This window comes from Ruegeria sp. ABV4_181, from assembly GCF_056158465.1.
Genome location: NZ_JBSWTI010000002.1, coordinates 105,874 through 131,324, shown reverse-complemented (window position 1 = coordinate 131,324; position 25,451 = coordinate 105,874). Strand labels below are relative to the sequence as shown.

Sequence of the window (25,451 nt, the reverse complement as noted above, 5' to 3'; positions counted from 1 at the left end):
GCCCGTCAGCCCATCATCTGATAGCTGACCGGAACAAAGCGGAAGCCGTCACCGCGGGTCTCCACGAAACCGGCTGCGGGGAAGGGCATGTGATATCCGACCATCGGCACTTTGTCCGCGGCCAGCATCCCCAACACGTTGCGCCGGGATGCGGTGGCGGCGGCCTTGTCCATGTCGAACCGCACCTCCCATTCCGGATGCGCAAACGACCAGACATAGTGATTGGCCAGATCCGCCGTCAGAACCAGCCGCTGTCCGTTGCTTTCAAGGTGATAAACCGTATGCCCGGGCGTGTGCCCATAAGCGGCCACGGCAGTGATGCCCGGTGCCACGGCCCCTCCATCTTCGACAAACGTCATTTTCTCAGCCAGCGGCGTGACCTTGGCTGCGACCAGATCGCCGACACGGTTGCCTGCATCCTGCGCCGCCCAGAAATCATACTCAGGCGATGCGGTCACATAGCGCGCATTCGCGAAGGTTGGCGCGTCATTGGTTGTCATGCCGCCAATGTGGTCGGGATGCATGTGGGTGATGACCACCACGTCGATCTGGTCGGGGGTTACGCCGGCGTCCGCCAGCGCGGCCTGAATTCCGCCTTGCCCCAGCCCGGTGTCGAACAGGACCAGTTCGGACCCGGTATGAACCAGCGTGGGCGTGAAGAAGAATTGCGCGACATCCGGTGAGATGAAGTTGTCCGCCGAAACCCGGGCAAAGTCCTCGTCCGAGGCGCCCCCGCCAAAGATCTCTTTCGCGCCGTCGCGCGGCAGGCTGCCATCCAGCAACGTGGTGACGGTGAAATCGCCCAAGGTGAAGGATTTGGCGATGGTCGAATTGGCCTTGGCTTCGGCTCCGGCCGCCAGAACCGGCGAAGCTGCTGTGGCAAACGGTAATGCCGCAGCGGTTCCCAGTGCCGCACGGCGTGTCAGTTTCATAGTCATTTTGGTTCTCCCTGTCAGAACACACTTGCAAGACGTAGGTCGGCGCGAGTCTCTTACCAGTTATACCCTCTTGAAACGGGCTGCGTGGATGAACATTCCGTGTTAATTCTTGTCTATGGCCCGATCCGGAAACAAGACAGTTCCCAGCGAACAAAGCGTGGATGACTTTCTGACGGCTGTCCAGCCGGCGGGGAAGGCCGCCGACGCGCGGAGGCTGGATGCGCTTTTTCGAGAGGTGACGGGGTTTTCCCCTATGATGTGGGGGCCTTCAATCGTGGGTTACGGGCGCTATCACTATCGCTACAAGTCCGGGCGCGAGGGCGAGTTTCTGGCGACGGGATTTTCTCCGCGCAAGACCGCACTGTCGATTTACATCATGCCCGGCTATGCGGATTTCGGGGATATCCTGAACCGGCTGGGAAAGCACAAGCTGGGCAAGTCCTGCCTGTATGTGAACAAGCTGGCGGATATCGAACTGGACGTCTTGTCGGAACTGATCCGCGCCGGGCTGAAAGACCTTGATCGGCACTGGCCGGTCGAGCCGAGCTGAAACCCCTGCTGGACAAAATCGCGCCTTTGTGACAAGAGCCGCGCCAACAGGAGAACTCCATGACCACCACCCGTTTTGCCCCGTCGCCCACCGGTTACATCCATGTGGGCAACCTGCGCACCGCCCTGATGAACTATCTGATCGCCCGCAAGGCGGGCGGCACGTTCATCCTGCGCATTGACGACACCGATCCCGAGCGGTCGAAAGAAGAATATGTCGACGCCATCAAGCAGGATATGGAGTGGCTGGGCCTGCACTGGGACCGGATCGAGCGTCAGTCGGACAGGCTGGACCGCTATGCCGAGGCCGCTGACAAGCTGCGTGAAATGGGCCGCTTCTATGAGGCGTTCGAGACGCCGACCGAGCTGGACCTCAAGCGCAAGAAGCAACTGAACATGGGCAAACCACCGGTCTATGACCGCGCGGCGCTGAACCTCAGCGATGCCGAGAAAGAGGCCCTGCGCGCCGAGCGTGGCAATGGCGTCTGGCGTTTCAAGCTGGATCATGAGCGGATCGAGTGGACCGATGGTATTCTGGGCGACATTTCTATCGACGCGGCATCAGTATCCGATCCGGTGCTGATCCGGGGCGATGGTCAGGTTCTTTATACGATTGCGTCTGTGGTTGACGATACCGAGATGGGCGTGACCGACGTCGTGCGCGGCTCGGACCACGTGACCAACACGGCAACGCAAATTCAGATCATCGAAGCGCTGGGCGGTCAGTGTCCGCGCTTCGCCCACCATTCTCTGCTGACGGGTCCGCAGGGTGAGGCGCTGTCGAAACGTCTTGGTACACTTGCGCTGCGTGATCTGCGCGAACAAGGCGTGCAGCCGATGGCGTTGCTGAGCCTGATGGCGCGTCTGGGGTCGTCTGATCCGGTTGAGCTGCGTGCGGACATGGCCGAGCTGATCGAAGGATTCGATGTCAGCCGTTTCGGCGCGGCGCCGACCAAGTTCGACGTTCAGGACCTGTTCCCGCTGACCGCGAAACATCTGCAATCGCTGTCTCTGGCAGAGGTGTCCGAGGCGGTGGCCGAGGCTGGGGTGCCTGCAGAACTGGCCGAGCCGTTCTGGGCGATGGCGCGTGAGAACATCACGACTCTGGCTGACCTCAAAGGCTGGTGGGAGCTGTGCCGCGACGGTGCCGAACCCCTGATCGCCGAAGAGGATCGCGACTTCATCGCTGAGGCTGTGGCTCTGCTACCCGAAGGCCCGTTCGATGGCGAGACCTGGGGCAAATGGACGAGCACGGTGAAAGAGGCAACCGGGCGAAAAGGCAAGGGCCTGTTCATGCCGCTGCGCAAGGCGCTGACCGGTATGGAGCGCGGACCCGAAATGGCAGCCCTGCTGCCGCTGTTGCAGGTGATCCGCGCCCGGGACTGACCGGCACAACATCAGATTTGGGACAGGCGGGGTCCGGTGGCCCCGCCTTTTTCTATGCAGTCAGCACAAAGCGCGCCGAGATACGGCGCAGACGGTCATCGACGAACTCCGTCTCGGTGGGTTTGAGTTGTTGGTGACGCGGGTATCGGGGTTCCGCGCGGTCATTCAGGATCGGGGCGTCCCAGCCATCGGTGGTGGCAAAGAACCGATCTGCACCGCTGGGTCCGAAGGCGCGCAAATAGCCCTGCACGACCACGTCGATATAACTCAGCAACAGCGGGTGGCGGTCGGTCGGTTCGGTATGTCTGCCCTGCGGAACTGCATACACCGCAATCTCGACCTCATGCGTCAGGGGATGGGTCACCTCTTGCGTTGCAGCGATGCGGTCATAGGCCCATTCCCGTTCGTCCAGCGCCGCCCAGTCGTTTTTGGGGACATGGGCAATCATGCCGTCGATCTCGGACTCTGCGTCCGGAACCGCCGTCAGAAAGGCGACCGGGCGCAGGTCGGTGTGACGCCACGCGCGTCGCCATCCCTTCAGCCGAGCGGGGCGCGGGTCGGGAAAATCATGGGTCGAGAGGTTCACCAGGCTGCCATAGCCAAAGAAATAAGGGTCTGCCATGCGCAACCGCGTCCTTTTGTGACGATTGATGTATGTCAAACCGCTTTTTTGCCGGACATGCAATAAGGTCGCATCTTGAAATTTGGGAGGTCTCGATGAGGATTACCAAACGGACAAATATTGCGGTGCGGTTGCTGATGTATTGCGCCGCGCATCAGGATCGGCTGGTGACGAAATCCGAGATAGCCGATGTGTGCAACATTTCGGAAAACCATCTGGCTCAGGTGATCAACCAACTGAGCCAGTTGAGCTATCTCAGCACCCAACGGGGTCGCAACGGCGGTATGACATTGGCGCGGCCCGCCGATCAGATCCGCATCGGGTCGGTTTTCCGGCATGTCGAGGGCAATTTGCCCATAGCCGAGTGCTTTGCGGATGCGGATAACACCTGCCCGCTGACGGATGCCTGCCGTCTGCGGCTGGCGCTGCGGGACGCAGCCGAAGTGTTCTATGCCTCGCTGGACGAAATCACGCTGGATGCTCTGGTCTGCGACAACGATCAGCTTTTGCGAATTCTGCAACCGGTCGCCTGCACACGCTCGGCCTAGTCGCTTGCACGCAGAATGCGGGCCGGCCGAACGGCCAGCGGGCGCAGTGCGAACAGCAGTCCGGCACCCAGTGTCACCAGGATACCGGCCAGAACGATGCCAAGGGCCGAGGGCCAGATGATCGCAAACCGCGTGTCGAAGATATAAGTGGCCACGGCCCATCCGCCCAGAATACCGGTCAGTAGCGCCACGCATCCGGCCGCGGCACCCAGAAGGATCGCGCGCAGCGCGAAGCTGAGCAATATTCGCCGCCTGTCCGCCCCCAGCGTTTTCAGGATCGACGCTTCGTACCGGCGCGCAGGCTCACCTGCGGCGGCGGCACCGATCAGAACAAGAAACCCGGTCAGCAGGGAAACACCCGCACCATAAGTTGTTGCTGCCGCCAGACCGGCCAGCAATCCGGATACCCTGTCAATCGCGTCCCGCACCCGGATCGCGGTTATGTTCGGAAACCGGCCCGCAAGGTCCCGCAGAATTGCCGCCTCGGCCTGTTCTTCGGCATAGACGGTTGCGATGAAACTGTGCGGGGCACCGGCCAGAGCGGACGGGTTCATCGACATGATGAACCCCATCCCGGCAGTCGAAAAGTCGACCTCGCGCAGGGATGTGAGTTCGGCGGTGATATCGCGCCCCAGAATGTTCACGGTCAGCTCATCGCCAAGCTTCAGGCCCATTTCCTCCGCCTCTTCCGCGGCGAAGCTGACCTGTGGTGTGCCGGTGTAGTCTTCGGACCACCACGCACCTGCCGTGATGCGGGCATTGTCCGGGGGCAGGGCGGAATAGGTAACGCCGCGATCCCCGTCCATAACCCAATGATCGCCGGCCACGTCCCGCGCCGGCTGACCGTTTATCCGGGTGATGATGCCGCGCAGCATCGGTGCGCTCTCGATCCGGCTGACTGCCGGGTCGGATTCAAGCCTTTCGGTGAAGCCGGGCATCTGGTCCTTCTGAATATCGACGAAGAAATAGGACGGGGCGACATCGGGCAGGTTCCCGGAAATCGCGTTGCGTAAGGTTCCGTCGATCTGACCGACCGCCGCCAGAATCGAAAGCCCCAGCCCCAGAGACAACACCACCGAAGCTGCGCCTTCCTTTGGATCGGAAATGGCCGACACCGCCCATCGCAGCGCAGGACGCCCACGCGTTGACGGCGCGATTGCGCGGGCCAGCCGGCGGACGGCAAATGCCGAAAGGGACAGCAACAGCAATGCCCCGGCCAACCCGCCACTGGTCCACAGCGTCAGCCGGGTCGAGCCGCTGAACCACGCCGCCGCGGCGACCAGCAAGGTCAACCCAAGGGCCGTCGCGGCAACATAGATGCCTCTTGGAACGGCCCGTGCGGATGTCAGCGCGTCGCGGAACAGGGTCGCTGCGCGAACCTCTTCGGTCCGGGCGAGGGGCCAGAGCGTGAACAGAAACGCGGTGAGAACGCCGTAAATGGCGGCTTCGGCCAAAGGACGGGTGTATAGCGTAAAGACTGCCGGTACGGGCAGTTGTGCTTCGATCAGCGGGGCCAGCAACAGGGGCAAGAATCCGCCAAGGGTGAGCCCGATAAGGATGCCTGTTGCCGACAGAATGCCGATCTGAATCAGATAGGTCTGAAAAATCGTCGCCCTGTCCGCACCCAGAGTCCGCAACGTGGCGATGGTTTCGGTTTTCTGCGACAGATAGGCACGGACCGCTGCCGACACGCCAATACCCCCGACCGCCAGACCAGACAGCCCAACCAGGACAAGAAAGGCACTGAGACGGGTGACAAACTCGGCTATACCGGGCGCGCCGTTACGGGCGTCAGTCCAGCGCATGCCAGTGCCGTCAAAACTCTGTTCCGCCTCGGATGACAATCTTTGCAGATCGGCACCCGGGGCAAGATCCAGACGGTACTTGGTGGAAAACAACGTTCCCGGCGCCAACAGGCCGGAACCCTGGAGATCGTTGGTCCGGACCAGAGTTCGCGGACCCAGCCCGAAACCGTCTGCGGCCCCGTCCGGTTCGTGAATCAGCGCTGCGATCAGCACAAACTCTTGTTCCCCAAGGGAAAAGCGGTCGCCGACCGAAAGGTCCAGCCGGTCTATCAAGGTGGGGTCCATTACCGCGCCCGGCAGACCCTGCGCCCCGTCCAAAGCAGTGGAAAGCGGTTGTTCGGGGCTCAGTTCGACCGTTCCCAGCAAGGGATAGGTGTCATCGACGGATTTCACCTGTGTCAGTGCGCGTTCGGGCTGTCCATCCTTGAGGGCAACCGCCATCGAGCGGAAATCGACCACTTCGGAGACGTCCTCGGCGGTGTCTTCCATCCATTCGCGTTCCTCTGCGGTGGCGAAACGGTAGGTAAATTCCAACTGCGCGTCGCCACCCAGCAGAGACGCCCCTTCTTGCGTCAGCCCGGATTGGATCGCGGTGCGAACCGTTCCGACAGCGGTGATGGCTGCAACGCCCAGTGCAAGGCAGGCAAGCAGAACGTGAAAGCCGCGCAAACCGCCCCGCAATTCCCGGCGGGCCAGCCGCCCGGCCAGACGCAGGCTCATTCCGCCGCCTCTTGTTGGGTGTCATCCGAAATCCGCCCGTCCCGCAACCGGACCACCCGATCACATCGCTGGGCCAGGCGGTGGCTGTGGGTCACCAGAACCAGTGTCGCGCCATGCCTGTCGCGGAGGCCGAACAGCAGATCGACAATGGCGGCTCCGTTGGTTTCGTCCAGATTTCCGGTCGGCTCATCCGCCAGCAGGATCTGCGGCCTTGGGGCCGAGGCGCGGGCCAGCGCCACCCGCTGCTGTTCGCCGCCGGACAATTGCGCGGGATAGTGATCCTGACGATGTGAAAGACCCACGGACTCCAGTTCCGTACGGGCGCGTTCAAACGCGTCCCCGTGCTCGGCCAGTTCCAGCGGGGTGGCAACATTTTCCAGCGCGGTCATGGTGGGAATCAGGTGAAAGTTCTGAAACACCACCCCCATCGCATTGCGTCTGAAACGGGCAAGCGCGTCTTCGTCCATGTCGGTCAGGTCGTGGCCAAGGGCCGTGATCCTGCCACCTGTCGCCTGTTCCAAGCCGCCCATCAACATCAGCAGCGAAGATTTGCCGGACCCCGACGGCCCCACAAGCCCCAGCGTTTCACCTTTTGCGACATTCAGGTTGATGTCATGCAGGATAATCACGCGACCGGCATTGCCATCCAGCGACAAAGCGGCATTTTGGAGTGCAAGAACGGGTGTTGTCATAGGTCTATCCAAGCAGGAGCGGTCATTTGGGATATGGAGCAGTTCAGGTCTTGCGCAAGTCTTGGCTGGCGGTGCCGTTCGTGTTCTGCGGCTTTGCGGCCACAGCCGAGCAGGTTGTGATCGCGGCACTGGGGGATTCGCTGACGCAGGGATATGGATTGCCGGAACAGGATGGATTCGTCCCCCAGATGGGCCGCTGGCTGGCTGAAAACGGGGCGGAGGTGCGTTTGATCAATGCCGGGGTGTCGGGCGACACCACTGCGGGCGGGGCGGCCCGGATTGACTGGACCCTGACACCGGATATTGACGGGCTGATCGTCGCGCTGGGTGGGAACGACCTGCTGCGCGGCATTGATCCGGCTGTGTCGCGCGCGAACCTCGACGCGATCATCCGGGCCGCGCGGGCTTCGGACGTCAAAGTCCTGCTGGTCGGAATGCAGGCACCCGGGAATTACGGGGCGGGATACAAAAAGGCCTTTGACGCGATGTATCCGGATTTGGCGCGGCAGTACGAGACGGAATACGCCCCCAGCTTTTTCTCAGGGCTGGCGGTAGGGGATGATCCGGATGCGGCCCGTCAATATATGCAACCGGACGGTATTCACCCGAACGCGCAAGGCGTGGCCCTGATCGTTCAGGATCTGGGCCCTTATGTTCTGAACCTGGTAGAGGCTGCGGGGCAGTGATCACACAACGGTAACAACCGTTCCGATCGGCACCCGTTCATAAAGGTCGATGACATGGGAATTCAGCATCCGGATACAGCCGTTTGATGCCGCGTGCCCGATGGTTTGCGGCTGAGTGGTGCCATGAATGCGGAAATACGTGTCGACACCGTTTTGAAACAGATAGAGTGCGCGCGCACCCAGCGGGTTGTCGTCGCCGCCGGGCTGGACATAGTCGTTGTCCTTGAACCGGGCATAGGTGACGGGTTCCCGCTCGATCATTTCGTCGGTGGGGCGCCAGGTGGGCCATTCTTTCTTGACGTCGATCGTGGCGGTGCCGGTGAATTCCAGCCCGGCCTTTCCGACACCGCAGCCATAGCGGATCGCCTTGCGCGGCTCGGTCACGAAATACAGATAAAAAGATCTCGGTACCACAAGCAACTGACCGGGCAGAAACTGCTTTTTGATCCGGACGAATTGTGGCGTGGGATCGTATTCGACAGCTTTCTTCTTGGCCATAGCAACGCCGGGCACCAGGCTCGCTGCTGCGGTTGCTGACAGGAATGTTCGGCGTGTGAGCATTGTGGGTCTCTTCAATACAACAGAAAAATCATAACCATAATGTCGGAATGATAACCGATCTGGTCAATCACCCGAGAAAAGTAACCCAAATGTGATGTAATCAACGGGACACACTGCCGCGCGCACTATGGCGGGCAATAACGTGTCTCAACAAAAAAGGGTGGAGGAACCTCCACCCTTTCAACAGCTTAGGAAAGCTGGATGTTGTCGGCGCTTTCGCGGCCGTCACGACCCGAGCGCAGCTCGTACGTGACTTTCTGGTTGTCGGCCAGGCCGGTGAGGCCCGACCGTTCAACGGCCGAGATATGTACGAAGATGTCTTTGCCGCCATCTTCGGGTGCGATAAAGCCGTAGCCTTTGGTGGTGTTGAACCATTTTACGGTGCCTGCGGGCATATCCGTTGTCTCCTAATTGGTGCTGCCCACGGGGTTGCGGCAGCCTGGCGTCGTCGTCCGGATCGAGAGACTGAGCGCCGGTGAAGGAGACAGCAGGTCGAAATAGAAAAACGTAAGCGCATCGCATATGGCATTGGTCAGGCATTGTGGCAAGAGTGTAGCGGACGGATTCCTCGTCAAAAGCTTGTTTCCGCTCAACCCATTTTACATTCACCTGATCTCAGAACCCCCAATCTTCCAAGGCGGGCTTGAGCATTTCGTTTAGCTTGTCTGCCGTTTTAGGTCTTAGCTCATGCTTCCACTGACCGCTTCTGCCGGATCGCTTATGAGACAATTCCGGCGCCCCGTCGCGAACAGGGCTGGCAAACTCGGTAAGTTTGGCAAGGCTTTCGGGGCTGAGTTCGATCTCCAGGTAGTGTGCGATCCTTTTTAGAAAAGCCTCAGTCTCACTCGAAAATTCATCGTATTTCAGGACAAGCGGGTTGTTCAAATTCTGTACGAGTTTGCTGTAACCAACAAAACGGGGAAGTATGTTTTCCTTTGCGGTGTGCAGAACAAAGGAATCTATTCCGTTTGACCGCATTCTTTCGCGCCTTTTCAGAAATTTTTCGCGTGCAGCGGCGTGTTTGGGCTCTGGATGCGTGTAGGCATATGAGAAAAACATTGAGACAAGAACATCGCGAGGGTCCCGGAAGAAAAAAATGTGTTTGAAATTCTCTCGGCCAGGGAAGTCGAATGGCTTTCTAAGCGGACCATAAATTTCGCCGTGCTGATGCAGCAGGGCATCGTAGTTTCGGCTCAGGAAATGCTCGACCGGCAGTCCGGTATAATCTACTTCGTCGCCGAGTTCCCAATAGGCACCTTCGTAGTTCATGTTCGTGTACGGGCTCTGCGCGTCCAGTTCATCCAGCAGGGCAGTAACAAAAGTCGAGGCGCATTTGTGGGTCGTAAAGAACAGGGCTGACCGACGCCCGCCCGAACGTTCACGGGCCTCTCGTACACGCTGTTTTGCAGCGGCAAAGGGCTCAAACACTTGGGGCGCGGGTTCGCCGCTATTCCGTTCATCAGGAATAGCAGCCGAAGCATCTTCATCGTTTCCTGCTGGTTCAGCTTGCACAGCGACCTCGGCGGTTTCCACGAGCGTATCCTGACGGCGGGAAGGTCGAATAAACTTACGAATTTTTTTCATGTTTGGTTCAGTCTTTTTTTGGGCTGCTGGGAGGTCCGTGTTAATAGTCCCGTTTCCATTATGTGAACGCTGGTCTGAGGATAGCAGAGAACTTGCCAGGCGAACAGAATCAGGCGGCAAGCTGTCGCCTTGGGCCGGTTAGGTCGTGACAGGTAATTTCTCAACAATCTTTTTGTATTTTGAAGAAGCCATGAAACACTTTGGTAGCATTGCGACAACTTCGTCGATTGGATCATAAACACGGCTTGCCGCTTCTTTGAATTCGGCAGGAATGTCCTTGGCTGCCCGGTCTCGCCGCGCAGGTGGCAAAAACTTTAGGCCAGTAAATCTAGAGATCGTTGCTTGATGATCCCAAAGTGCATCATAATGAACACATAGGACAGGGACGTCCTGAAAAGTGGTCCATTCTCTGATCTGCCGTGCCTGTTGCAGTACATCCCGTTCGAACAGTTCGCTATATGTGCCGGTCGCGTGCAGGTGATAGAAATGCTGTTCTATCCAGTCTTCACCATAGCGCTCTTTTGCTGAGTACACCGAAAATGTGGAGTCTTTTGTTGGACCAAAACAGAACACAACGCGGGTATCGTTGGGCCATGCGGACAGATGTTGAGGGAAGTCGTGTGTCTTGTACAGAAAGGGTGATTGGAATTCCGCATCCTTCAATCTCGCGACAAACTTAGCCTTATCCGCCGCATTGGGGTCAATTCTGCGTAGCGCATTCAAGAGGGTTGTGTACGTCATCGTGCTGCCGGAGCGGCCATTGCTGGCCACAATCACACAACGATCCGGATTGAACTTTCGCCGAAATCGTGCACGAACCGGTGCAAGGGTCTTTCGCGCGCTGCGTACCCATTTTTCAGTTCGCGATTTTAACAGGCTGGTCATCGTGCAAACTTCTTATGCTTTAACCGCTTCGGTTCAAGGGCGTCGGGGCCAAGTCGGCGTTTTTTGTCCTCTTCGTAGTCCTCGAAATTGCCCTCGAACCATTCTACATGTGCATCACCCTCGAAGGCCAATATATGCGTGCAGATGCGGTCAAGGAAGAAGCGGTCGTGGGAGATGACCACGGCGCAGCCGGCGAAATCGACCAGCGCGTCTTCCAGTGCGCGTAGGGTTTCAACGTCAAGGTCGTTGGTTGGTTCGTCGAGCAGCAGGACGTTGCCGCCCTCTTTCAGCAGGCGGGCCATGTGGACGCGGTTGCGCTCACCCCCTGACAACAGCGAGACTTTCTTTTGCTGGTCGCCGCCCTTGAAGTTGAAGGACGAGCAATAGGCACGGGAATTGACCTGTGCGTCGCCCAGTTGGATGATTTCAGCGCCGCCGGTGATCGCCTCCCACACGGTGTCGTTGTCTTTCAGGTCGTCGCGGGACTGGTCGACATAGGACAGCTCGACCGTGTCGCCCAGCGTGATGGTGCCGCTGTCGGGCTGTTCCTGACCGGTTAGCATCTTGAAGAGCGTCGATTTACCGGCACCGTTGGGGCCGATGACGCCGACGATGCCGCCGGGGGGCAGGGCAAAGTCCAGCCCTTCGATCAGTTGCTTGTCGCCCATGTGTTTCGACAGGCCCTCGACCTCGATCACCTTGCCGCCTAGGCGCTGACCGTTGGGGATGACGATCTGGGCACGGGTCAGCTTTTCGCGCTCGGACTGCTCGGCCAGCTCGTTATAGGCGTTGATCCGGGCCTTGGATTTGGCCTGACGAGCCTTCTGGCCCTGACGCATCCATTCCAACTCGCGTTGAAGGGTTTTCTGCTTAGACTTGTCCTCGCGGGCTTCCTGCTCCAGCCGTTTGGCTTTTTGCTCCAGCCATGCGGAATAGTTGCCCTCGTAGGGAATGCCGCGGCCTCGGTCGAGTTCGAGGATCCAGCCGGTGATGTCATCCAGGAAGTAGCGGTCGTGGGTGACGATCAGGATGGTGCCCTTATAGTCGATAAGGTGCTGTTGCAGCCAGGCGATTGTCTCGGCGTCCAGGTGGTTGGTCGGTTCGTCCAAAAGCAGCATGTCGGGCGCTTCGAGCAGCAGTTTGCAGAGCGCCACACGGCGTTTCTCACCACCCGAGAGGTTGGCGATGTTGGCATCGTCGGGCGGGCAGCGCAGCGCCTCCATCGAGACGTCGATCTGGCTGTCGAGGTCCCAGAGGTTCTCGGCGTCGATCGCGTCCTGCAGGGTGGTCATTTCCTCCATCAGCTCGTCCGAGTAGTTCTCGGCGATCTCCATGGCGATCTCGTTGAAACGGTCGACCTTGGCCTTTTTCGCGGCCACGCCCAGCATGACGTTTTCGCGGACGGTGAGCGATTCATCCAGCTTCGGTTCCTGCGGCAGGTATCCGACCTTGGCGCCCTCGGCGGCCCAGGCCTCACCCGTGAAGTCCTTGTCGAGACCCGCCATGATCTTCATCAGCGTCGATTTACCCGCGCCATTGACGCCGACGACACCGATTTTCACGCCGGGCAGAAAGCTCAGGTGGATGTTTTCAAAACACTTTTTGCCACCGGGATAGGTCTTGGAGACACCCTGCATGTGGTAGACATATTGATAGGCGGCCATGTCGTGTCCTTTGGCTCGGGGGAATTCGGGTTGGGACGCTTGATATCCAAGCGGGGCGGGCGGGGCAAGCTGGTGGTTTTGTGAACTTTCGGTGCGGTCTTTCCGCGCTAGACTGCAATCATTTTACAAGAGGCATGGTTTGTCTGAACTGGCGCAGTTGATTGCAGGTTGGGCCAAGCCCGGCCGTCTGGCGTGGATCGGCACGCGACCGGCGCGACGGTCAGAGATGATCGTTCTGGATAAGGCCGACGTCACCGATGCCGGGCTGGCCGGTGATCGCAGTCGCGCCGGCAAGCGGGCGGTAACTTTGATTCAGCAGGAGCATCTGGCGGCCATTGCATCCTTTATGGGGCTTGGGTCCGTGACGCCCGAGTTGTTGCGGCGCAATCTGGTCGTTTCGGGGATCAATCTTGCCGCACTCAAAGGGCGTGAGGTTCGCGTTGGAGGTGCCGTTCTGCGTCTTACGATCATCTGCGCGCCGTGCAGCCGGATGGAAGAGGTGCTGGGCCGGGGCGGCTATTCTGCGGTGCGGGGGCATGGCGGTTGGTGCGCCGAGGTGGTGCAACCCGGTCAGGTTCGGCTGGGCGACGAGGTGCAACCTGTTGATTGACAACGCGCCGCAGTTCTGAACAACAGCAAAGGATGTTGCGAAGCGCCATATCATTTGCAAGGCCGGGGCAGGTCATCGGGCTGTTCGGCGGGTCCTTTGACCCCCCGCATCAGGGTCATGTGCATGTGACGCGTGAGGCGATGAAGGCGTTCGGGCTGGATCGGGTATGGTGGCTGGTTTCCCCGGGCAATCCGTTGAAACAACGCGGCCCCGCGCCGCTGCATCGGCGGATTGAGGCGGCAAGAACCGTCATGCGCCATCCACGTGTTGAGGTAACGGGTATCGAAACGCTGACTGGAACGCGGGCGACGGCGGACACTCTGGTTGCGCTGCAACGACTTTATCCCAGGGTCAATTTCGTGTGGTTGATGGGGGCGGACAATCTGGCCCAATTCCACCTGTGGAAAGACTGGCGTTTGATCATGGATCGCGTACCGGTGGGTGTCGTCGCGCGTCCCGGCGACAGGATATCCGCCCGCATGTCGCCCGCAGCACGTATCTACGCGAGGTATCGCATTGACGGGCAGGCCCGTCATCTGCTGGGGCGGGCGCAGGCTCCGGCCTGGTGTTTTGTCAACGTGCCGATGGTTGATGTCAGCTCGACCGCGATCCGGACGCGCGGCGAATGGAACGACAGAGTGTTGCCTGAATAGCCCCCATGGGCGCATAATCGCATTCAGTGGTTGTTTGGCTGTGATCTCTGGGATTTTAATTGACCCATGGTTGATCGTTTTTCGCGACGTCTATTTCTTTCCGGGCTTGGGGCCTCGATTATTGCGGGTCCAGCTGTAGCCGATGCTCCGTGGCAATCATTGCGCCCGCAGCTTCGCGGGCCACTGCCAAGCGGAGCCGAACGGCTGATACAAGCCGCCCGTTTGCCGGGTGAGGTTGCGTTTGCGGTGGCGGATGTCGACACCGGCCTGCGGTTGGAGACTTACGGCGATGGGCAGGGCTTGCCCCCGGCCAGTGTCGCCAAGGCGCTGACGGCCCTTTACGCGCTGGATGCTCTGGGACCAGAGTATCGGTTCCGGACCGCCTTGCTGGCTGACGGCCCGGTTGAAAACGGTATTCTGAAGGGTGACCTGATCCTTGCCGGAGGTGGCGACCCGCTGTTGGATACCGATGCTCTGGCCACGATGGCCGCCAACCTGCGCGAAGCGGGCATCACCGAGGTTCGCGGTGCCTTCAAGGTTTATGACGGGGCGCTTCCCTATGTTTTCAGTATTGATCCCGGACAGCCGGATCATCTTGGATACAGCCCGGCCATCAGTGGAATATCACTGAATTTCAACCGCGTGCATTTTGAGTGGAAGCGCGCAGCCGCCAACTATGCCGTTTCGCTTGATGCACGCAGCGCGCGCTATACGCCAGCTGTGGATATGGCGTCGATGCGGATCGAAAGCCGCAAGCTGCCGATTTACACCTATCAGCCAAGCGCCAGGCAGGATCGCTGGACTGTGGCCAAGGGGGCATTGGGCAATGGCGGCGCGCGGTGGTTGCCGGTTCGCAAGCCCGCGCTATATGCGGGCGACGTATTTCGCACATTGGCCCGGTCGAACGGGATCGTGCTGGGGCGCGTTCAGATTACGCGACAAACCCCGCGGGGCGCCGAACTGGTCGTGCACCAAAGCGACCCGCTGGACCGCATTTTGCGCGGAATGCTGAAATATTCAACCAACGTCACAGCGGAAATGGTTGGGATGGCGGCGTCCAAGGCACGCGGCGCGCCTGTGCAAAACCTCGCTGATTCCGCAGCTGAAATGAACCGCTGGGCAACCGAGACTTATGGTGTGCAGGGAATTGCGATGGTGGACCATTCGGGTCTTGGCGACGCGTCGCGCATGATGCCCGGGGATCTGGTTACGGCGCTGGTGGCGGCGAATAAGTCCGGCGCTTTGCGACCGTTACTGAAACAGTTCAACCTTGTCGACAGCAAGGGCCGCCCCGTAAAGGATCACCCGATCAAAGTGAAAGCCAAAACGGGCACTCTGAACTTTGTTTCGGGTCTGGGCGGTTTCATAACCACACCGGATGGATCAGAGCTGGCCTTTGCCATTTTCACCGCCGATGTCGATCACCGCGCCACAATTCCGCGCGCGCATCGTGAGCGTCCAGAAGGCGCGCGCAGTTGGAACAGCAGGTCGCGCAAACTGCAGCGCGCGTTGATTGAACGCTGGGGGATGCTGGCCGGCAGCTGACCTCAGGTCGTGTGGCGCGCCCGCGCGCCCCGTTCGATTGCAGCGGCATGCAGGCGGTCGATGTTCAGTTCGTACCGGATTTCTTCCAGCAGACGCAGTTCGGTTTCCGCAAGCGATCCGTCTGCGGCCGCGACATCGCAGGCCAGCGCATAGGCGGTTTCATTCAGGCGCTCCGGCAAGTTGTCCCGGATCAGGCCGAACAGCGCATCCAGGCCATCCTCTTGTTCGAACAGATCAAACACGGTCTGCGACACTCGCCGCGTGCGGTCGATGTCATATGCGGCAAAAACCGGCAGCATGTTGACCGCGCCCTCGATCTTGACCAGTTCGGCCGTGCGGATGGTTTCATCCGAGGCTGAGACCGCAACCATGATCGCAACAAGGCAATCCTGTGGGGACATCGGGTGAGGTACTTGTTCGGTCATGGTGTCGTCCTGATTGGGCTGTTCTGAGCGCGCACGATAGGAGGGCGGAAGCGCAGGTTCAACGGATTTTGGTCCCCGTGTCCCTAAAGAATGGGCAGCGGTCCCCGCGTTTTTGTCTGACGCAGCACGAAATTGCTGCGTGTGTCGCGCACCAGGCCGGATTTCAGAAGCCGCTGCATTATGAAATGCTCAAGCTCTTCCGGAGTTCTGGCGTAAACCTTCAGAATGAAATCATGGTCACCAGTGATCGAAGCGCACTCGACGATCTGTGGCTCGGTCTCGATCAGCCGCAGGAACGAGGTGATGCTGTCTTCCTGATGATCGCGCAACGCGACGTGGACATAGGCAATCGCGTCAAGCCCGACCGCCTTGGCCCGGACCTGAGCGGTATAGCCCGAGATTACCCCGACGGCTTCGAGATCCCGGACGCGCCGCCAGCATTGCGAAGCTGACAGGCCGGTTTTGTCGGCAAGGTCCTGCATCGACAGGCGCCCGTCGGACTGAAGCGCCTGCAGAATGGCGATATCGGCGGGTTGAAGCGTTTGTTTCATAAAAGATGATCCTGCGACTTATGTTTGCCAAAATACGCCGAATTTAACGGCAATCCAAACCAAAATAACCGGAGTTTAAGGGTAAAATAATCCTCACGGAGGAAAACCTGATGCCAAAATCCAGCAAATACGTCGCCAAGGTGGCCGATGAACGCGGCCATATCACCTATACGCCGGAGGAGGATGCGGTCTGGGCCGATCTCTATGCTGCACAGAAGGACAACGTGCAACGCTATATGGCGCGCGACTATCTTGCCGGGTTGGAAAGGCTGGACCTTCCGAAAACAACCGTGCCGTCCTGCGCTGATATCTCGGAACGGCTGTTGGACATGACCGGATGGCGGGTTCAGCCGGTGCCCGCGCTGATCGGGTTCAAGACCTTCTTCGGCATGCTGGCGGACCGGGTGTTTCCGGCCGCGTCCTTTATCCGGTCGCGCGAGGATTTCGACTATATCGAAGAGCCCGATATCTTTCATGAGATTTTCGGCCACACCCCGTTGCTGAGCGATCCGCGTTTTGCCGCCTTCAGCCATGCCATCGGAAAGGCAGGCGTGCAGGCGGGGGACAAGGACTATGCCTGGCTGATCCGGCTTTATTGGTTCTCGATCGAATTCGGGTTGCGCCGTCAGGACGGCGAGATCAAGGCGCTGGGGTCCGGGCTGGCATCCTCGCCAACGGAACTGGTGTACGCGGTTGAAAGTGACATCCCCGACCGCGATCCGTTCGATATCATGACCATCCTGCGCACGCCCTACCGGATCGATATGCACCAGATGGGTTATTTCGTGCTAAATGATCCAGAGGAACTTTTTGCCGCTGCCGAGCGTGACCTGCTGGCGGATGTGCGCCGTGCACAGTCCCTTGGGCTGCTGCCGAACAAGTTCCCGGAAAAAGCAACCGCGGCGGAGTGATTGGATTATGACCTTATCAGGAGAAACCTGCAGCCTGTCGGACCGGACCTGCGTGCCCTGTTCCGGCGGTGTCCCGGCCCTGACCCGAGACGAGGCTGATACCCATATGGCCGAGCTCGCATCCGACTGGGAACTGGACGCAGACGCAAAAACGCTGCACCGGCATTACAAATTCAAGGGGTTTGCCAAGGCGACATATCTTGCAAATCTCTGTGCCTGGCTGGCCGACCAGCAAGGGCATCACCCTGACGTTTCCTTCGGGTGGGGGTATGTGGATGTAAAGCTGACCACGCACGAAATTGGCGGGCTCAGCGAGAATGACTTTATTTGGGCGGCCAAGCTGGATCAGTTGACCGGCTGAACCCGTTTCCCGTCAGGAAAAACAACGCGCTTTATTGACTCATGCTGCACCGGCACAATAGGAGGGGCCGGTCGGTTGCATGGGGCGGCCGGCGCTGTTTTTCCCGATGGAGCTTAACTCAAATGTCTGAACTGCGTGACACCGCTATGACGTCCAAGGCCTGGCCTTTTGAAGAGGCGCGCCGGTTGCTCAAACGCTATCAGAAGGCTGCTCCGGAAAAGGGATATGTTCTGTTTCAGACCGGCTATGGCCCGTCGGGCCTGCCGCATATCGGGACGTTCGGCGAGGTCGCGCGAACCTCGATGGTGCGCCACGCGTTCGAACAGATCAGTGACATCCCTACCAAGCTGATCTGTTTCTCGGATGACATGGACGGGTTCCGCAAGGTGCCGACCAACGTGCCGATGCAGGAAGAGCTGAAAGAGGATCTGCACCTGCCACTGACCAAAGTGCGCGACCCGTTCGGGACGCATGAAGGCTTTGCGCAGCACAACAATGCGATGCTGTGCGAGTTTCTGGACAGTTTTGGGTTCGAATATGAATTCGCCTCGGCCACTGACTACTATAACAGTGGGCGGTTTGACGAGATGCTGCTGACCGCGCTGGAGCGGTTCGAAAAGATTCAGGAGATCATGCTGCCGACCCTCGGGCCCGAGCGGCGTGAGACTTATTCCTGTTTCCTGCCGATCAGCCCGAAAACCGGGCATGTGCTGCAGGTGCCGACGCTGGAACGCAATGTCGAGAAGGGCACGATCGTCTATCAGGAACCGGATGGCGAGAAGGTTGAGATCCCGGTCACGGGCGGCAACGTCAAAATGCAGTGGAAACCGGACTGGGCGATGCGCTGGGCCGCGCTGGGCGTCGATTACGAGATGTCGGGCAAGGACCTGATCAACTCGGTCACGCAATCGTCGAAAATCTGCCGGGCGCTGGGCAAGCAGCCACCCGAGGCGCTGAGCTATGAGCTGTTCAACGACGAGCAGGGCCAGAAGATTTCCAAGTCCAAAGGCAATGGCCTGTCGATGGAGGAGTGGCTGACCTACGCCGCGCCCGAGAGCCTTTCGTATTTCATGTATCAGAAACCGAAAACAGCCAAGCGTTTGTATTTCGATGTGATCCCCAAGGCGGTGGACGAATATCACCAGCAGCTTCGGGCCTATCCGGGGCAGGAGTTGAAGGCACAGCTGAACAATCCGGTCTGGCATATCCACGGTGGAGACGTTCCTGAATCCACGTTGATGGTGCCGTTCGCGATGCTGCTGAACCTGGCCTCTGTTTCCGGGGCCGAGGACAAAGAGGCGCTGTGGGGCTTTATCCGCCGCTATGCACCTGAGGCGACCGCCGAAACGCATCCCGATCTGGACGATGCGGCCGGGTTTGCTGTTCGTTACTTCAACGACTTCGTCAAACCGACACGTCAGCACCGCGCCCCGACCGATCAGGAACGCGAAGCGCTTGAGGCGCTCAAAACCGCGCTTGAGGCTTATGACGGCCCGATCGAGGACGAGGCGCTGCAATCGGTGGTCTATTCCATCGGGCGTGAACGGTTCGACCCGATGCGCGGCTGGTTCACCGCCCTTTACGAAGTGTTGCTGGGCGCGTCGCAGGGGCCCCGTTTCGGCGGGTTCATTGCGCTTTACGGTGTGCCGGAAACGATCGCCTTGATCGACAAGGCGCTGGCTGGCGAACTGGCCTGATTTGACCTGGTACCGTGTGGGGCTACTCTTTCGGCAGGAGGTGGCCCCATGCGTCGAATTTTGTTAGCTGTGTTGTTCAGTGCCGGTCTGGTTACGGGCGCCTTTGCCCAGAATTCCGAGATCGAGGCCAATATCACCGCACAGATACAGGCCTTCAAGGCAGATGACTTTGCCACCGCCTTTACTTTTGCCAGCCCGAATATCCAGCGTCTGTTCCGCAATCCCGAGAATTTCGGTGCCATGGTTCGCAATGGCTATCCTATGGTCTGGCGCCCGGCGGATGTGCGGTTTCTTGAACTGCGCGAGATGGCCGGGTCGCTTTGGCAGAAGGTGATGATCGTCGATGGCGACGGGCGCGTGCATATTCTTGACTATGAAATGGTTCAGCTGGAAAACGACTGGAAGATCAACGGTGTGCAATTGCTGCGCAATTCGGATCCTTCGGCCTGACGCAACACCACCGTTACGGTGATATGAGCGGCAATTAATCCCTTTTCGATACTCAGGCTTTTGCGTTCGGGGCGACCCCGGACACTGAGTTTATGCCCGTGGTGACCGGCTGCGGCGCGATTGGGAAAGGGATTTCTATGAACAAGGCAATCACCGACGGTATCGTGTTCATGCCGCCTGCTTTCGCAAATGGACTGAACGTTTGGTCGAGCGGCGACGGAACGCCCGGCTCACCGACATATGACGGTTCGGGCACAGGGGCGTTTGTCCCGGCGGATGCGGATTTTGCCGGCTGTCTTGAGATCCTGAAGGTCAATGCCACGCAGCAATTGCGTTACATGGGGCAGACGCCGCTTTTGCCGGGCTGCTATTTGCAGATCAGGGCGCGGGTCAAGGCGATCAGCGGACCGCTGCCCGAGGTGCGGATCGCCGGCTGGGCCGGCGGTGCCGGCGACGTGCAGGTGACGGGTGTTGCCGCGCAAGGTCCGGCCACGCAACTTTCCGGTTACGGAACCGTGCATGAGATCACCGCAATCGTTGGCACCGGCCAGCGCGATGGTGTTGATATGCCTTGGGGGGTCGAGGCGCTCTACGGGCATTTCGGTATGGATATCGACGGAGCGAACGGGGCTGTCATCCGGGTCGACGATATTGAGATTACCGACGTTACGGGGGTGTTCCTGCGCGATCTGATCAGCCTGGTCGATGTGCGCGATTTCGGTGCGGTCGGCGACGAAGTCGTTGACAACTCGGCAGCGTTTCAGGCCGCGGACCAGGCCGCGAACGGTCGGCGCGTTTTTGTGCCCGAGGGGACCTATTTGCTGTCGCAGAACATCACGATGTCGTCCGAGATCGAATTCGAGGGCACGGTGACGATGCCCGATGACAAGATGCTGATCCTGAGCAAGAATTTCGATCTGCCAGCCTATATTTCGGCCTTTGGTGACGAATCGCTGGCCTTCAAGAAGGCGTTTCAGGCGCTGCTGAACAATTCGGATCATGAATCACTGGATCTGGGCGGGCGCAAGATTTCGGTCAGCGAACCAATTGACATGGCGGCTGCGGTGCCGAACAAGCAAACCGGATTTTCCACGCGCCGTGTCATTCGCAACGGGCAGTTCGACGTGCAAAGCAGCGCGGCCTGGGACACGGACACGGTGACATCCACGGCGACCTACAACACGTCCGACCCCACGCGCCTGGTTAACGTGGCAAATGTGGCCAATATCCCGGTTGGTGCGCTTGTGCAGGGTAGTGGCGTAGGGCGCGAGATCTACGTCCGTTCGAAAAACGAAGGCGCGGGTGAGATCACGCTGAACGCGCCGATCTACGACGCTGCGGGGACGCAGGTGTTCGACTTTGTTTCCTTCAAGTACCTGCTGGATTTCAGCGGCTTCAGCACCCTGCGCAAATTTGGTATGGAAGAGATCGAATTCCAGTGCAACGGCCGGTGCAGCGCGATCAGGCTTGCCCCTTCGGGCAGCACCTTTGCGGTAACGAACTGCTTTATCAGCAGACCCAAGGATCGGGGGATAACCTCAATCGGGACCGGGTGTCAGGGCATGCTGATCGACAATTGCCAGTTCCTGTCGAGCGAGGAATCCTTCAATGTCTCGGACCGGGTTTCGATCGCACTGAACGCCACGGCCAACGACATCAAGCTGCGCCACAACCGGGCCGTTCGATTTCTGCACTTTGCGGTTCTGGGCGGGACCAACAACATGGTACTGGGCAACCACTTTTTCCAGGGTGACAGCATTGCGCAGGGTATCCGCAGTGCCGGCCTGATCATGATCGGCACCTATAACAGTTCAACCATCGCGGAGAACTATGTCGACAACTGCTTTGTCGAGTGGACAAATGAGCGGGACGCCAACCCGAAATACACGGCCGGCTTTTCCTTTAGCGCCATGAGCATTACCGACAACATCTTTTATTCCAGCGAGGTCGCGCCCTGGTTCAGCTGTATCGTCATTCGTCCGCATGGGGTAGGGCATTTCCTGAATGGCGTGATCGTCACCGGGAACAAGTTCCGCTCGACCAACGGCAGCATCACCCGGGCCGAGCGGGTGGACACCAGCTTTGCCGATCTGGACAATAGCCGCCATCTGAACGTGACCTTCGAAAACAACACGTTCCACGGCGTATCCACCAAGGTTGCGAACCCGTTGCGGCTTCGGCACAGTCAGAGTTCGGCGGCCCAGGCCTGGACCATTGCCACGCAGGGGCGGCTGCCCTTTGGTGGAAAGGCCCGCAGTTGCGATGCGACAACCGTTCTCGGACCGCTGAGGAATACATTGGGTACCTTGGCCTACGCGGCCCCTTACGTCGAACTGGAGCAGGGCTCGATTGGCAACGCGATCCGTCTGCGCTGGCCCGAAGCCGTTCGCGGAGAGGTGTCCGCACTTATCCGGATGGAACGCTGATCGCGGTTCCATAGCGGATCAAAACTCGCTCCAGATCGCGACCTTGATGCCCGTGTCACTGCGGGCATCGTTGCGTTCAAGACCCAGCACCCAAGTTGTCGTGCTTTTCGGGGTTCGGATCATGACCGATGGCCGCGCTCGCCAGAAAAGCGCCTTTCCCGGCGTATAGGATGTTTCGATCTGCAAAAGCGGGTTCAGCAACCGCTGCGCGGACAGACCTGCGGTAATGTCCAGCTTTCGAAAAACGGCGTCATGGGTCCGAAACTCCAGCGCGCCGTCGATAGCGATCCAGCCATCGCCCCATCCGGTCCGAAGCCCTTTGCCATAGGATAAGGTTACGCGGTACATCGCCCAGGCGCGTCTTTGCCGGTGATGGGCGCCAGCCCCGAATTCGGCGGCAAAACGCCCCCAATCGCCATAATCCGCAAGAGGCACCCGGGCAAACAGCAGCGCGTGGCCGTACAAATCGCGATTCTCTTCGAAATCGAATCCAACCGTCAGATTGGGTCGGTATCCCCACTCTCCGTAAAGGGAAGATTTGTAGTCATAACTGCCGTCGGAATCGCGGAATGCCGTCACGGACGCTGCTGAAAACGCGGCGTCCTTGTCCCGCAGCCACGCCCCGGACCAGGCCGGCGCGGCGGATAGCAATAGAACCAAAAGCATGAAGACCCGGTACATGCGCGCAGCATCCGCCAGCATGGTTAACGGATGGTTAGTATTTTAATCATTTCAGACAACGCCGCCTCGGTCCGGGTACCAAAGGAAACACACGACCTTTCCAAATCCTGTGTTAGGCTTGTGTAAGTTAAGGGAGAATCCAGATGCCGAAGATTTCCAAGACCGCAAGCGTCCAGACTGTCATCACCACATTCGAAATGACGCCAGGCACCTGCCATGATCTGCTTGAGGCGCTGACCGATGCCTATGGCGAGTTTATCTCGAAACAACCGGGGTTTGTTTCTGCGGGGCTGCACGTGAACGATGCGCAGACCCGGATCGCCAATTATTCTCAATGGGAACGTCGCGAGGATTTTCTGGCCATGCTGCGCACGCCGGAAATGCGCGACCGCAACCGCAAGATCAACGAGCTATGCAAAAGCTTTGAGCCGGTGATGTATGACGTGGCCGAAACCTTTGGAAGTTCCTGACCTAGATCAAAGCCTTGGAGCCCGGCGCATCGCAAGCTGATCAAAGGAAAACAGAGGTGCGCGCCATGTATCACAATATTCTTGTACCCATATCGTTTGATGCTGAACGGGACATTTCCGGTCCGCTGAAACTGGCCGGGATACTGGCCACTCCGGACGCGAAAGTGACGCTGTTACATGTGGTCGAGCACATTCCGAACTATGCGATCTCGTACATGCCGCCGGAATACCTGTCCGAAGCCCGCAAGGCGATCCAAAAGGAACTGGATGATCTGGCCGCGAAATTGCCCAATGCAATGGGCGTGGTAGTCGAGGGGCATTCAGGGCGCACGATTCTGGATTGGGCGGATGAGCATAAGCCGGACCTGATCATCATGGCATCGCACCGGCCGGGAATGCAGGATCTGCTTCTGGGATCGACCGCGAACCACGTCGTCCGCCACGCCGCCTGCGCGGTTCACGTGGTGCGCTGATCTGGTGCCAGATCGGCCGGAGATAGCCGCCACGCCTTGCCGAACCCGCCGTTCAGCAAGGCGTCTGCAACCTCAAAACGAACAAAGCTGAAATCGGCAAAGTCGATATACAGCCGGGACTTCGGGCGCAGCGCCAGGTAGCGGGTGCGCAGCGCGTTGTGATCGTCGGTGTCACGGTCTACAAACTCGGCCTGCGCATGAAGCGTCAGGCGCGGATGCGTCAGCGGATCGCCGGTTTCTTTCGGCTCGCCGATCAACAACGCGCAGGCCGGGTCAGCCTGTAAAGCGCGGGTGTGATCCGACAGCGACGACACCAGCGAGATCATCTGCCCGACCTGATCCGTGGCCAGAGCGATCCGGGTCACCGACGGCAATCCACAGCCCGGGCGCAGCACGGCCAGAGCGCCATGGGTGGCCCCTTCGATCAAGCAGCGTGCCATTTCGCGCGCAGGGTCCTCGGCGGAACGATAGGGGTCGGCTTTGCTCATGCTATTCCTGTGCGTTCTGGTTCAGGCGTTTCTGACAATAGCCTCATCGCCATTCCGCTGCGAGGGGGGCAGATCGCCGCGCAAACCGCGTAGATTGCCTGACCGCCAGTCTCGGTTTTGCCACAAATCTGACGTATCCGGTGTGCATGTCGTTCAGGAACCTCCTGCCCAAACTCAATTCAGTTCCTTCCGGCGCTGCCGGTCGCCGCATGCGCGCCGAAGCCCTGCGTAAACGGGCATTGTCGCCGGTACGGATTCTGATCATGGTCCTGATGCTGCCGCTGACGACGCTGGGCATTGCCGTAAGCGTCTATCTTCGCACTTCAGAATTCGAGCGTGAAGAAGCCGTGCTGCATCTGATTGCCCTGGCCGGATGCACGGCCGCGGAATCCGTTGTTTCGGGGCCGTTCCTGGCCGGAGAGCCCGGATACCACCTAACCAACGATCCTGACGGGGACGGTATTGCGTGTGGAACACTTGTATCCGCGCCCATTGAAACAACCGCGGTACAACAGGTCGAACAGCCGAAAACGCGGTCGATCGGGAACGCCAAATTCGTGCGACCCTGATTGATACGCGGACGTGTGTGCTGTTCGATTGAGGGGTTTGGTGGCTGGACCCGCCATTTGTGACGCCGGCGGGGGCAGAAATGTCAGGGGCGGATCATGCCGCCCCAAAACAAGAGTTTAGCCGTTAGTTCGCCCAGAACAGGCGATGGCCGGCGTTGTCAGGCGCTCATCTCTGCGGTCAGTTTCTGACGCAGAGTGTCTTTTTGGTTCGAAATTTTCCCCGGAATCAGGAACGCATCAACCAGCATCCAGATGGCGACGCCCAGCAGGAGGAAATATCCCACCAGCACAATCGCGGTCAAAACACCCAGGATCGTCAGAACCAGCATTATGATCCCGGACTTGTTTTCGCCGAGGTAAAAGCGATGGGCGCCGAGCATCCCAAAGCAGAACCACAGCAGGTAAGCCACAAAGATGTTCTTTGAATCGTTGGCAATTCGCTGTTCGATAAGCTGTTGCTTGTCCGTTGAAAGCGTCAATGTATGTCCCTTCTAGTCTTAC

At 59.2% G+C, this 25,451-nt stretch carries 29 protein-coding genes; 15 read left to right on the top strand and 14 right to left on the bottom strand.

Going from position 1 to position 25,451, the window contains the following annotated elements:
- Window positions 1-5: 5 nt before the first annotated feature.
- Window positions 6-938: an MBL fold metallo-hydrolase gene (locus ACXAC3_RS00640; RefSeq protein WP_475154336.1), complete on the bottom strand. Its 933-nt coding sequence runs from the start codon at window positions 936-938 to the stop codon at window positions 6-8.
- A gap of 115 nt (window positions 939-1,053) precedes the next feature.
- Between ACXAC3_RS00640 and ACXAC3_RS00635 the strand changes: the two genes are divergently transcribed.
- Together ACXAC3_RS00635 and gltX are read left to right on the top strand one after the other, a co-directional pair.
- Window positions 1,054-1,488: a DUF1801 domain-containing protein gene (locus ACXAC3_RS00635; protein WP_475154329.1), complete on the top strand. Its 435-nt coding sequence runs from the start codon at window positions 1,054-1,056 to the stop codon at window positions 1,486-1,488.
- A gap of 59 nt (window positions 1,489-1,547) precedes the next feature.
- Window positions 1,548-2,873: a glutamate--tRNA ligase gene (gltX, locus tag ACXAC3_RS00630; RefSeq protein ID WP_475154325.1), complete on the top strand. Its 1,326-nt coding sequence runs from the start codon at window positions 1,548-1,550 to the stop codon at window positions 2,871-2,873.
- 52 nt (window positions 2,874-2,925) lie between these two features.
- Here gltX and ACXAC3_RS00625 read toward each other — a convergent pair whose 3' ends face one another.
- A complete protein-coding gene (locus tag ACXAC3_RS00625; protein ID WP_475154320.1) occupies window positions 2,926-3,495 on the bottom strand; it encodes a gamma-glutamylcyclotransferase family protein in 570 nt (189 codons plus the stop codon).
- Between the two features lie 95 nt (window positions 3,496-3,590).
- Here ACXAC3_RS00625 and ACXAC3_RS00620 point away from each other — a divergent pair, with 95 nt between their 5' ends.
- Window positions 3,591-4,043, top strand: a complete 453-nt coding sequence (locus tag ACXAC3_RS00620) for an RrF2 family transcriptional regulator (protein WP_475154318.1) — start codon at window positions 3,591-3,593, stop codon at window positions 4,041-4,043.
- Here ACXAC3_RS00620 and ACXAC3_RS00615 read toward each other — a convergent pair.
- Window positions 4,040-6,568: an ABC transporter permease gene (locus ACXAC3_RS00615; protein ID WP_475154315.1), complete on the bottom strand. Its 2,529-nt coding sequence runs from the start codon at window positions 6,566-6,568 to the stop codon at window positions 4,040-4,042. The two genes, ACXAC3_RS00620 and ACXAC3_RS00615, sit on opposite strands and share 4 nt — an antisense overlap.
- Window positions 6,565-7,260, bottom strand: a complete 696-nt coding sequence (locus ACXAC3_RS00610) for an ABC transporter ATP-binding protein (protein WP_475154313.1) — start codon at window positions 7,258-7,260, stop codon at window positions 6,565-6,567. Before ACXAC3_RS00610 ends, ACXAC3_RS00615 begins: the two co-directional genes overlap by 4 nt.
- 26 nt (window positions 7,261-7,286) lie before the next feature.
- Between ACXAC3_RS00610 and ACXAC3_RS00605 the strand changes: the two genes are divergently transcribed.
- Complete coding sequence (locus tag ACXAC3_RS00605; RefSeq protein WP_475154310.1) at window positions 7,287-7,946, top strand: arylesterase; 660 nt, start codon at window positions 7,287-7,289, stop codon at window positions 7,944-7,946.
- Here the strand turns inward: ACXAC3_RS00605 and ACXAC3_RS00600 are convergent, their stop codons facing one another.
- The 5 genes from ACXAC3_RS00600 to ettA form a co-directional block, all read right to left on the bottom strand.
- Window positions 7,947-8,507, bottom strand: a complete 561-nt coding sequence (locus tag ACXAC3_RS00600; protein WP_475154308.1) for a L,D-transpeptidase — start codon at window positions 8,505-8,507, stop codon at window positions 7,947-7,949.
- A 188-nt stretch (window positions 8,508-8,695) separates the two neighbouring features.
- The gene (locus ACXAC3_RS00595) at window positions 8,696-8,902 is read right to left on the bottom strand and encodes a cold-shock protein (RefSeq protein WP_475154304.1); all 207 of its coding nucleotides are present in this window, start codon (window positions 8,900-8,902) and stop codon (window positions 8,696-8,698) included.
- Between the two features lie 220 nt (window positions 8,903-9,122).
- The gene (locus tag ACXAC3_RS00590) at window positions 9,123-10,091 is read right to left on the bottom strand and encodes a sulfotransferase domain-containing protein (protein ID WP_475154301.1); all 969 of its coding nucleotides are present in this window, start codon (window positions 10,089-10,091) and stop codon (window positions 9,123-9,125) included.
- Window positions 10,092-10,229: 138 nt separating this feature from the next.
- Window positions 10,230-10,976 carry a hypothetical protein gene (locus ACXAC3_RS00585; RefSeq protein WP_475154296.1) on the bottom strand — a complete coding sequence of 249 codons (747 nt, stop codon included), beginning with the start codon at window positions 10,974-10,976 and terminating at the stop codon, window positions 10,230-10,232.
- Window positions 10,973-12,640 (bottom strand): energy-dependent translational throttle protein EttA, encoded by a 1,668-nt coding sequence (gene ettA, locus ACXAC3_RS00580; RefSeq protein WP_475154289.1) that lies wholly within the window; start codon window positions 12,638-12,640, stop codon window positions 10,973-10,975. Before ettA ends, ACXAC3_RS00585 begins: the two co-directional genes overlap by 4 nt.
- 139 nt (window positions 12,641-12,779) lie before the next feature.
- Between ettA and ACXAC3_RS00575 the strand changes: the two genes are divergently transcribed.
- The 3 genes from ACXAC3_RS00575 (at window position 12,780) to dacB (ending at window position 15,448) form a co-directional block, all read left to right on the top strand.
- Window positions 12,780-13,250 (top strand): MOSC domain-containing protein, encoded by a 471-nt coding sequence (locus ACXAC3_RS00575; protein WP_475154286.1) that lies wholly within the window; start codon window positions 12,780-12,782, stop codon window positions 13,248-13,250.
- 32 nt (window positions 13,251-13,282) lie between these two features.
- The gene (locus ACXAC3_RS00570; RefSeq protein ID WP_475154281.1) at window positions 13,283-13,903 is read left to right on the top strand and encodes a nicotinate-nucleotide adenylyltransferase; all 621 of its coding nucleotides are present in this window, start codon (window positions 13,283-13,285) and stop codon (window positions 13,901-13,903) included.
- A gap of 66 nt (window positions 13,904-13,969) precedes the next feature.
- A complete protein-coding gene (gene dacB / locus ACXAC3_RS00565; protein WP_475154279.1) occupies window positions 13,970-15,448 on the top strand; it encodes a D-alanyl-D-alanine carboxypeptidase/D-alanyl-D-alanine endopeptidase in 1,479 nt (492 codons plus the stop codon).
- Window positions 15,449-15,450: 2 nt separating this feature from the next.
- Here the strand turns inward: dacB and ACXAC3_RS00560 are convergent, their stop codons facing one another.
- Together ACXAC3_RS00560 and ACXAC3_RS00555 are read right to left on the bottom strand one after the other, a co-directional pair.
- Window positions 15,451-15,873, bottom strand: a complete 423-nt coding sequence (locus ACXAC3_RS00560) for a tellurite resistance TerB family protein (RefSeq protein ID WP_475154275.1) — start codon at window positions 15,871-15,873, stop codon at window positions 15,451-15,453.
- Window positions 15,874-15,956: 83 nt separating this feature from the next.
- A complete protein-coding gene (locus tag ACXAC3_RS00555; RefSeq protein ID WP_475154268.1) occupies window positions 15,957-16,424 on the bottom strand; it encodes an Lrp/AsnC family transcriptional regulator in 468 nt (155 codons plus the stop codon).
- A gap of 110 nt (window positions 16,425-16,534) precedes the next feature.
- Here ACXAC3_RS00555 and phhA point away from each other — a divergent pair, with 110 nt between their 5' ends.
- From phhA to ACXAC3_RS00530, 5 genes are all read left to right on the top strand, one after another.
- Entirely contained in the window at window positions 16,535-17,335 is an 801-nt protein-coding gene (gene phhA, locus ACXAC3_RS00550; RefSeq protein WP_475154263.1) for a phenylalanine 4-monooxygenase, read from the top strand.
- Window positions 17,336-17,342: 7 nt separating this feature from the next.
- Complete coding sequence (locus ACXAC3_RS00545) at window positions 17,343-17,696, top strand: 4a-hydroxytetrahydrobiopterin dehydratase (protein WP_475154258.1); 354 nt, start codon at window positions 17,343-17,345, stop codon at window positions 17,694-17,696.
- Window positions 17,697-17,818: 122 nt separating this feature from the next.
- The gene (locus ACXAC3_RS00540) at window positions 17,819-19,393 is read left to right on the top strand and encodes a lysine--tRNA ligase (RefSeq protein ID WP_475154254.1); all 1,575 of its coding nucleotides are present in this window, start codon (window positions 17,819-17,821) and stop codon (window positions 19,391-19,393) included.
- A gap of 48 nt (window positions 19,394-19,441) precedes the next feature.
- A complete protein-coding gene (locus tag ACXAC3_RS00535; RefSeq protein ID WP_475154249.1) occupies window positions 19,442-19,843 on the top strand; it encodes a DUF4864 domain-containing protein in 402 nt (133 codons plus the stop codon).
- 137 nt (window positions 19,844-19,980) lie between these two features.
- A complete protein-coding gene (locus ACXAC3_RS00530; protein ID WP_475154244.1) occupies window positions 19,981-22,269 on the top strand; it encodes a glycosyl hydrolase family 28-related protein in 2,289 nt (762 codons plus the stop codon).
- 18 nt (window positions 22,270-22,287) lie between these two features.
- Here ACXAC3_RS00530 and ACXAC3_RS00525 read toward each other — a convergent pair whose 3' ends face one another.
- Window positions 22,288-22,950 carry a hypothetical protein gene (locus ACXAC3_RS00525; protein ID WP_475154239.1) on the bottom strand — a complete coding sequence of 221 codons (663 nt, stop codon included), beginning with the start codon at window positions 22,948-22,950 and terminating at the stop codon, window positions 22,288-22,290.
- Between the two features lie 143 nt (window positions 22,951-23,093).
- Between ACXAC3_RS00525 and ACXAC3_RS00520 the strand changes: the two genes are divergently transcribed.
- Together ACXAC3_RS00520 and ACXAC3_RS00515 are read left to right on the top strand one after the other, a co-directional pair.
- Window positions 23,094-23,420, top strand: a complete 327-nt coding sequence (locus tag ACXAC3_RS00520; protein ID WP_475154232.1) for an antibiotic biosynthesis monooxygenase family protein — start codon at window positions 23,094-23,096, stop codon at window positions 23,418-23,420.
- A gap of 65 nt (window positions 23,421-23,485) precedes the next feature.
- Complete coding sequence (locus ACXAC3_RS00515; RefSeq protein ID WP_475154226.1) at window positions 23,486-23,893, top strand: universal stress protein; 408 nt, start codon at window positions 23,486-23,488, stop codon at window positions 23,891-23,893.
- On the opposite strand, the gene ACXAC3_RS00510 is transcribed toward ACXAC3_RS00515, so the two are convergent.
- Window positions 23,878-24,381 (bottom strand): HugZ family pyridoxamine 5'-phosphate oxidase, encoded by a 504-nt coding sequence (locus tag ACXAC3_RS00510; RefSeq protein WP_475154221.1) that lies wholly within the window; start codon window positions 24,379-24,381, stop codon window positions 23,878-23,880. The genes ACXAC3_RS00515 and ACXAC3_RS00510 overlap by 16 nt on opposite strands.
- A gap of 209 nt (window positions 24,382-24,590) precedes the next feature.
- On the opposite strand from ACXAC3_RS00510, the gene ACXAC3_RS00505 reads away from it, so the two are divergent.
- A complete protein-coding gene (locus ACXAC3_RS00505; protein WP_475154216.1) occupies window positions 24,591-24,950 on the top strand; it encodes an excalibur calcium-binding domain-containing protein in 360 nt (119 codons plus the stop codon).
- Between the two features lie 158 nt (window positions 24,951-25,108).
- Here the strand turns inward: ACXAC3_RS00505 and ACXAC3_RS00500 are convergent, their stop codons facing one another.
- A complete protein-coding gene (locus tag ACXAC3_RS00500) occupies window positions 25,109-25,429 on the bottom strand; it encodes a TM2 domain-containing protein (protein ID WP_475154210.1) in 321 nt (106 codons plus the stop codon).
- Window positions 25,430-25,451 lie beyond the last annotated feature (22 nt).

Bases quoted from the DNA above. Each gene is read 5' to 3' on its own strand.
- ACXAC3_RS00640 (WP_475154336.1), bottom strand. From the start codon at position 938: ATGACTATGAAACTGACACGCCGTGCGGCACTGGGAACCGCTGCGGCA.
- ACXAC3_RS00635 (WP_475154329.1), top strand. From the start codon at position 1,054: ATGGCCCGATCCGGAAACAAGACAGTTCCCAGCGAACAAAGCGTGGAT.
- gltX (WP_475154325.1), top strand. From the start codon at position 1,548: ATGACCACCACCCGTTTTGCCCCGTCGCCCACCGGTTACATCCATGTG.
- ACXAC3_RS00625 (WP_475154320.1), bottom strand. From the start codon at position 3,495: ATGGCAGACCCTTATTTCTTTGGCTATGGCAGCCTGGTGAACCTCTCG.
- ACXAC3_RS00620 (WP_475154318.1), top strand. From the start codon at position 3,591: ATGAGGATTACCAAACGGACAAATATTGCGGTGCGGTTGCTGATGTAT.
- ACXAC3_RS00615 (WP_475154315.1), bottom strand. From the start codon at position 6,568: ATGAGCCTGCGTCTGGCCGGGCGGCTGGCCCGCCGGGAATTGCGGGGC.
- ACXAC3_RS00610 (WP_475154313.1), bottom strand. From the start codon at position 7,260: ATGACAACACCCGTTCTTGCACTCCAAAATGCCGCTTTGTCGCTGGAT.
- ACXAC3_RS00600 (WP_475154308.1), bottom strand. From the start codon at position 8,507: ATGCTCACACGCCGAACATTCCTGTCAGCAACCGCAGCAGCGAGCCTG.
- ACXAC3_RS00595 (WP_475154304.1), bottom strand. From the start codon at position 8,902: ATGCCCGCAGGCACCGTAAAATGGTTCAACACCACCAAAGGCTACGGC.
- ACXAC3_RS00590 (WP_475154301.1), bottom strand. From the start codon at position 10,091: ATGAAAAAAATTCGTAAGTTTATTCGACCTTCCCGCCGTCAGGATACG.
- ACXAC3_RS00585 (WP_475154296.1), bottom strand. From the start codon at position 10,976: ATGACCAGCCTGTTAAAATCGCGAACTGAAAAATGGGTACGCAGCGCG.
- ettA (WP_475154289.1), bottom strand. From the start codon at position 12,640: ATGGCCGCCTATCAATATGTCTACCACATGCAGGGTGTCTCCAAGACC.
- ACXAC3_RS00570 (WP_475154281.1), top strand. From the start codon at position 13,283: ATGTTGCGAAGCGCCATATCATTTGCAAGGCCGGGGCAGGTCATCGGG.
- dacB (WP_475154279.1), top strand. From the start codon at position 13,970: ATGGTTGATCGTTTTTCGCGACGTCTATTTCTTTCCGGGCTTGGGGCC.
- ACXAC3_RS00560 (WP_475154275.1), bottom strand. From the start codon at position 15,873: ATGACCGAACAAGTACCTCACCCGATGTCCCCACAGGATTGCCTTGTT.
- ACXAC3_RS00555 (WP_475154268.1), bottom strand. From the start codon at position 16,424: ATGAAACAAACGCTTCAACCCGCCGATATCGCCATTCTGCAGGCGCTT.
- phhA (WP_475154263.1), top strand. From the start codon at position 16,535: ATGCCAAAATCCAGCAAATACGTCGCCAAGGTGGCCGATGAACGCGGC.
- ACXAC3_RS00545 (WP_475154258.1), top strand. From the start codon at position 17,343: ATGACCTTATCAGGAGAAACCTGCAGCCTGTCGGACCGGACCTGCGTG.
- ACXAC3_RS00540 (WP_475154254.1), top strand. From the start codon at position 17,819: ATGTCTGAACTGCGTGACACCGCTATGACGTCCAAGGCCTGGCCTTTT.
- ACXAC3_RS00535 (WP_475154249.1), top strand. From the start codon at position 19,442: ATGCGTCGAATTTTGTTAGCTGTGTTGTTCAGTGCCGGTCTGGTTACG.
- ACXAC3_RS00530 (WP_475154244.1), top strand. From the start codon at position 19,981: ATGAACAAGGCAATCACCGACGGTATCGTGTTCATGCCGCCTGCTTTC.
- ACXAC3_RS00525 (WP_475154239.1), bottom strand. From the start codon at position 22,950: ATGTACCGGGTCTTCATGCTTTTGGTTCTATTGCTATCCGCCGCGCCG.
- ACXAC3_RS00520 (WP_475154232.1), top strand. From the start codon at position 23,094: ATGCCGAAGATTTCCAAGACCGCAAGCGTCCAGACTGTCATCACCACA.
- ACXAC3_RS00515 (WP_475154226.1), top strand. From the start codon at position 23,486: ATGTATCACAATATTCTTGTACCCATATCGTTTGATGCTGAACGGGAC.
- ACXAC3_RS00510 (WP_475154221.1), bottom strand. From the start codon at position 24,381: ATGAGCAAAGCCGACCCCTATCGTTCCGCCGAGGACCCTGCGCGCGAA.
- ACXAC3_RS00505 (WP_475154216.1), top strand. From the start codon at position 24,591: ATGCGCGCCGAAGCCCTGCGTAAACGGGCATTGTCGCCGGTACGGATT.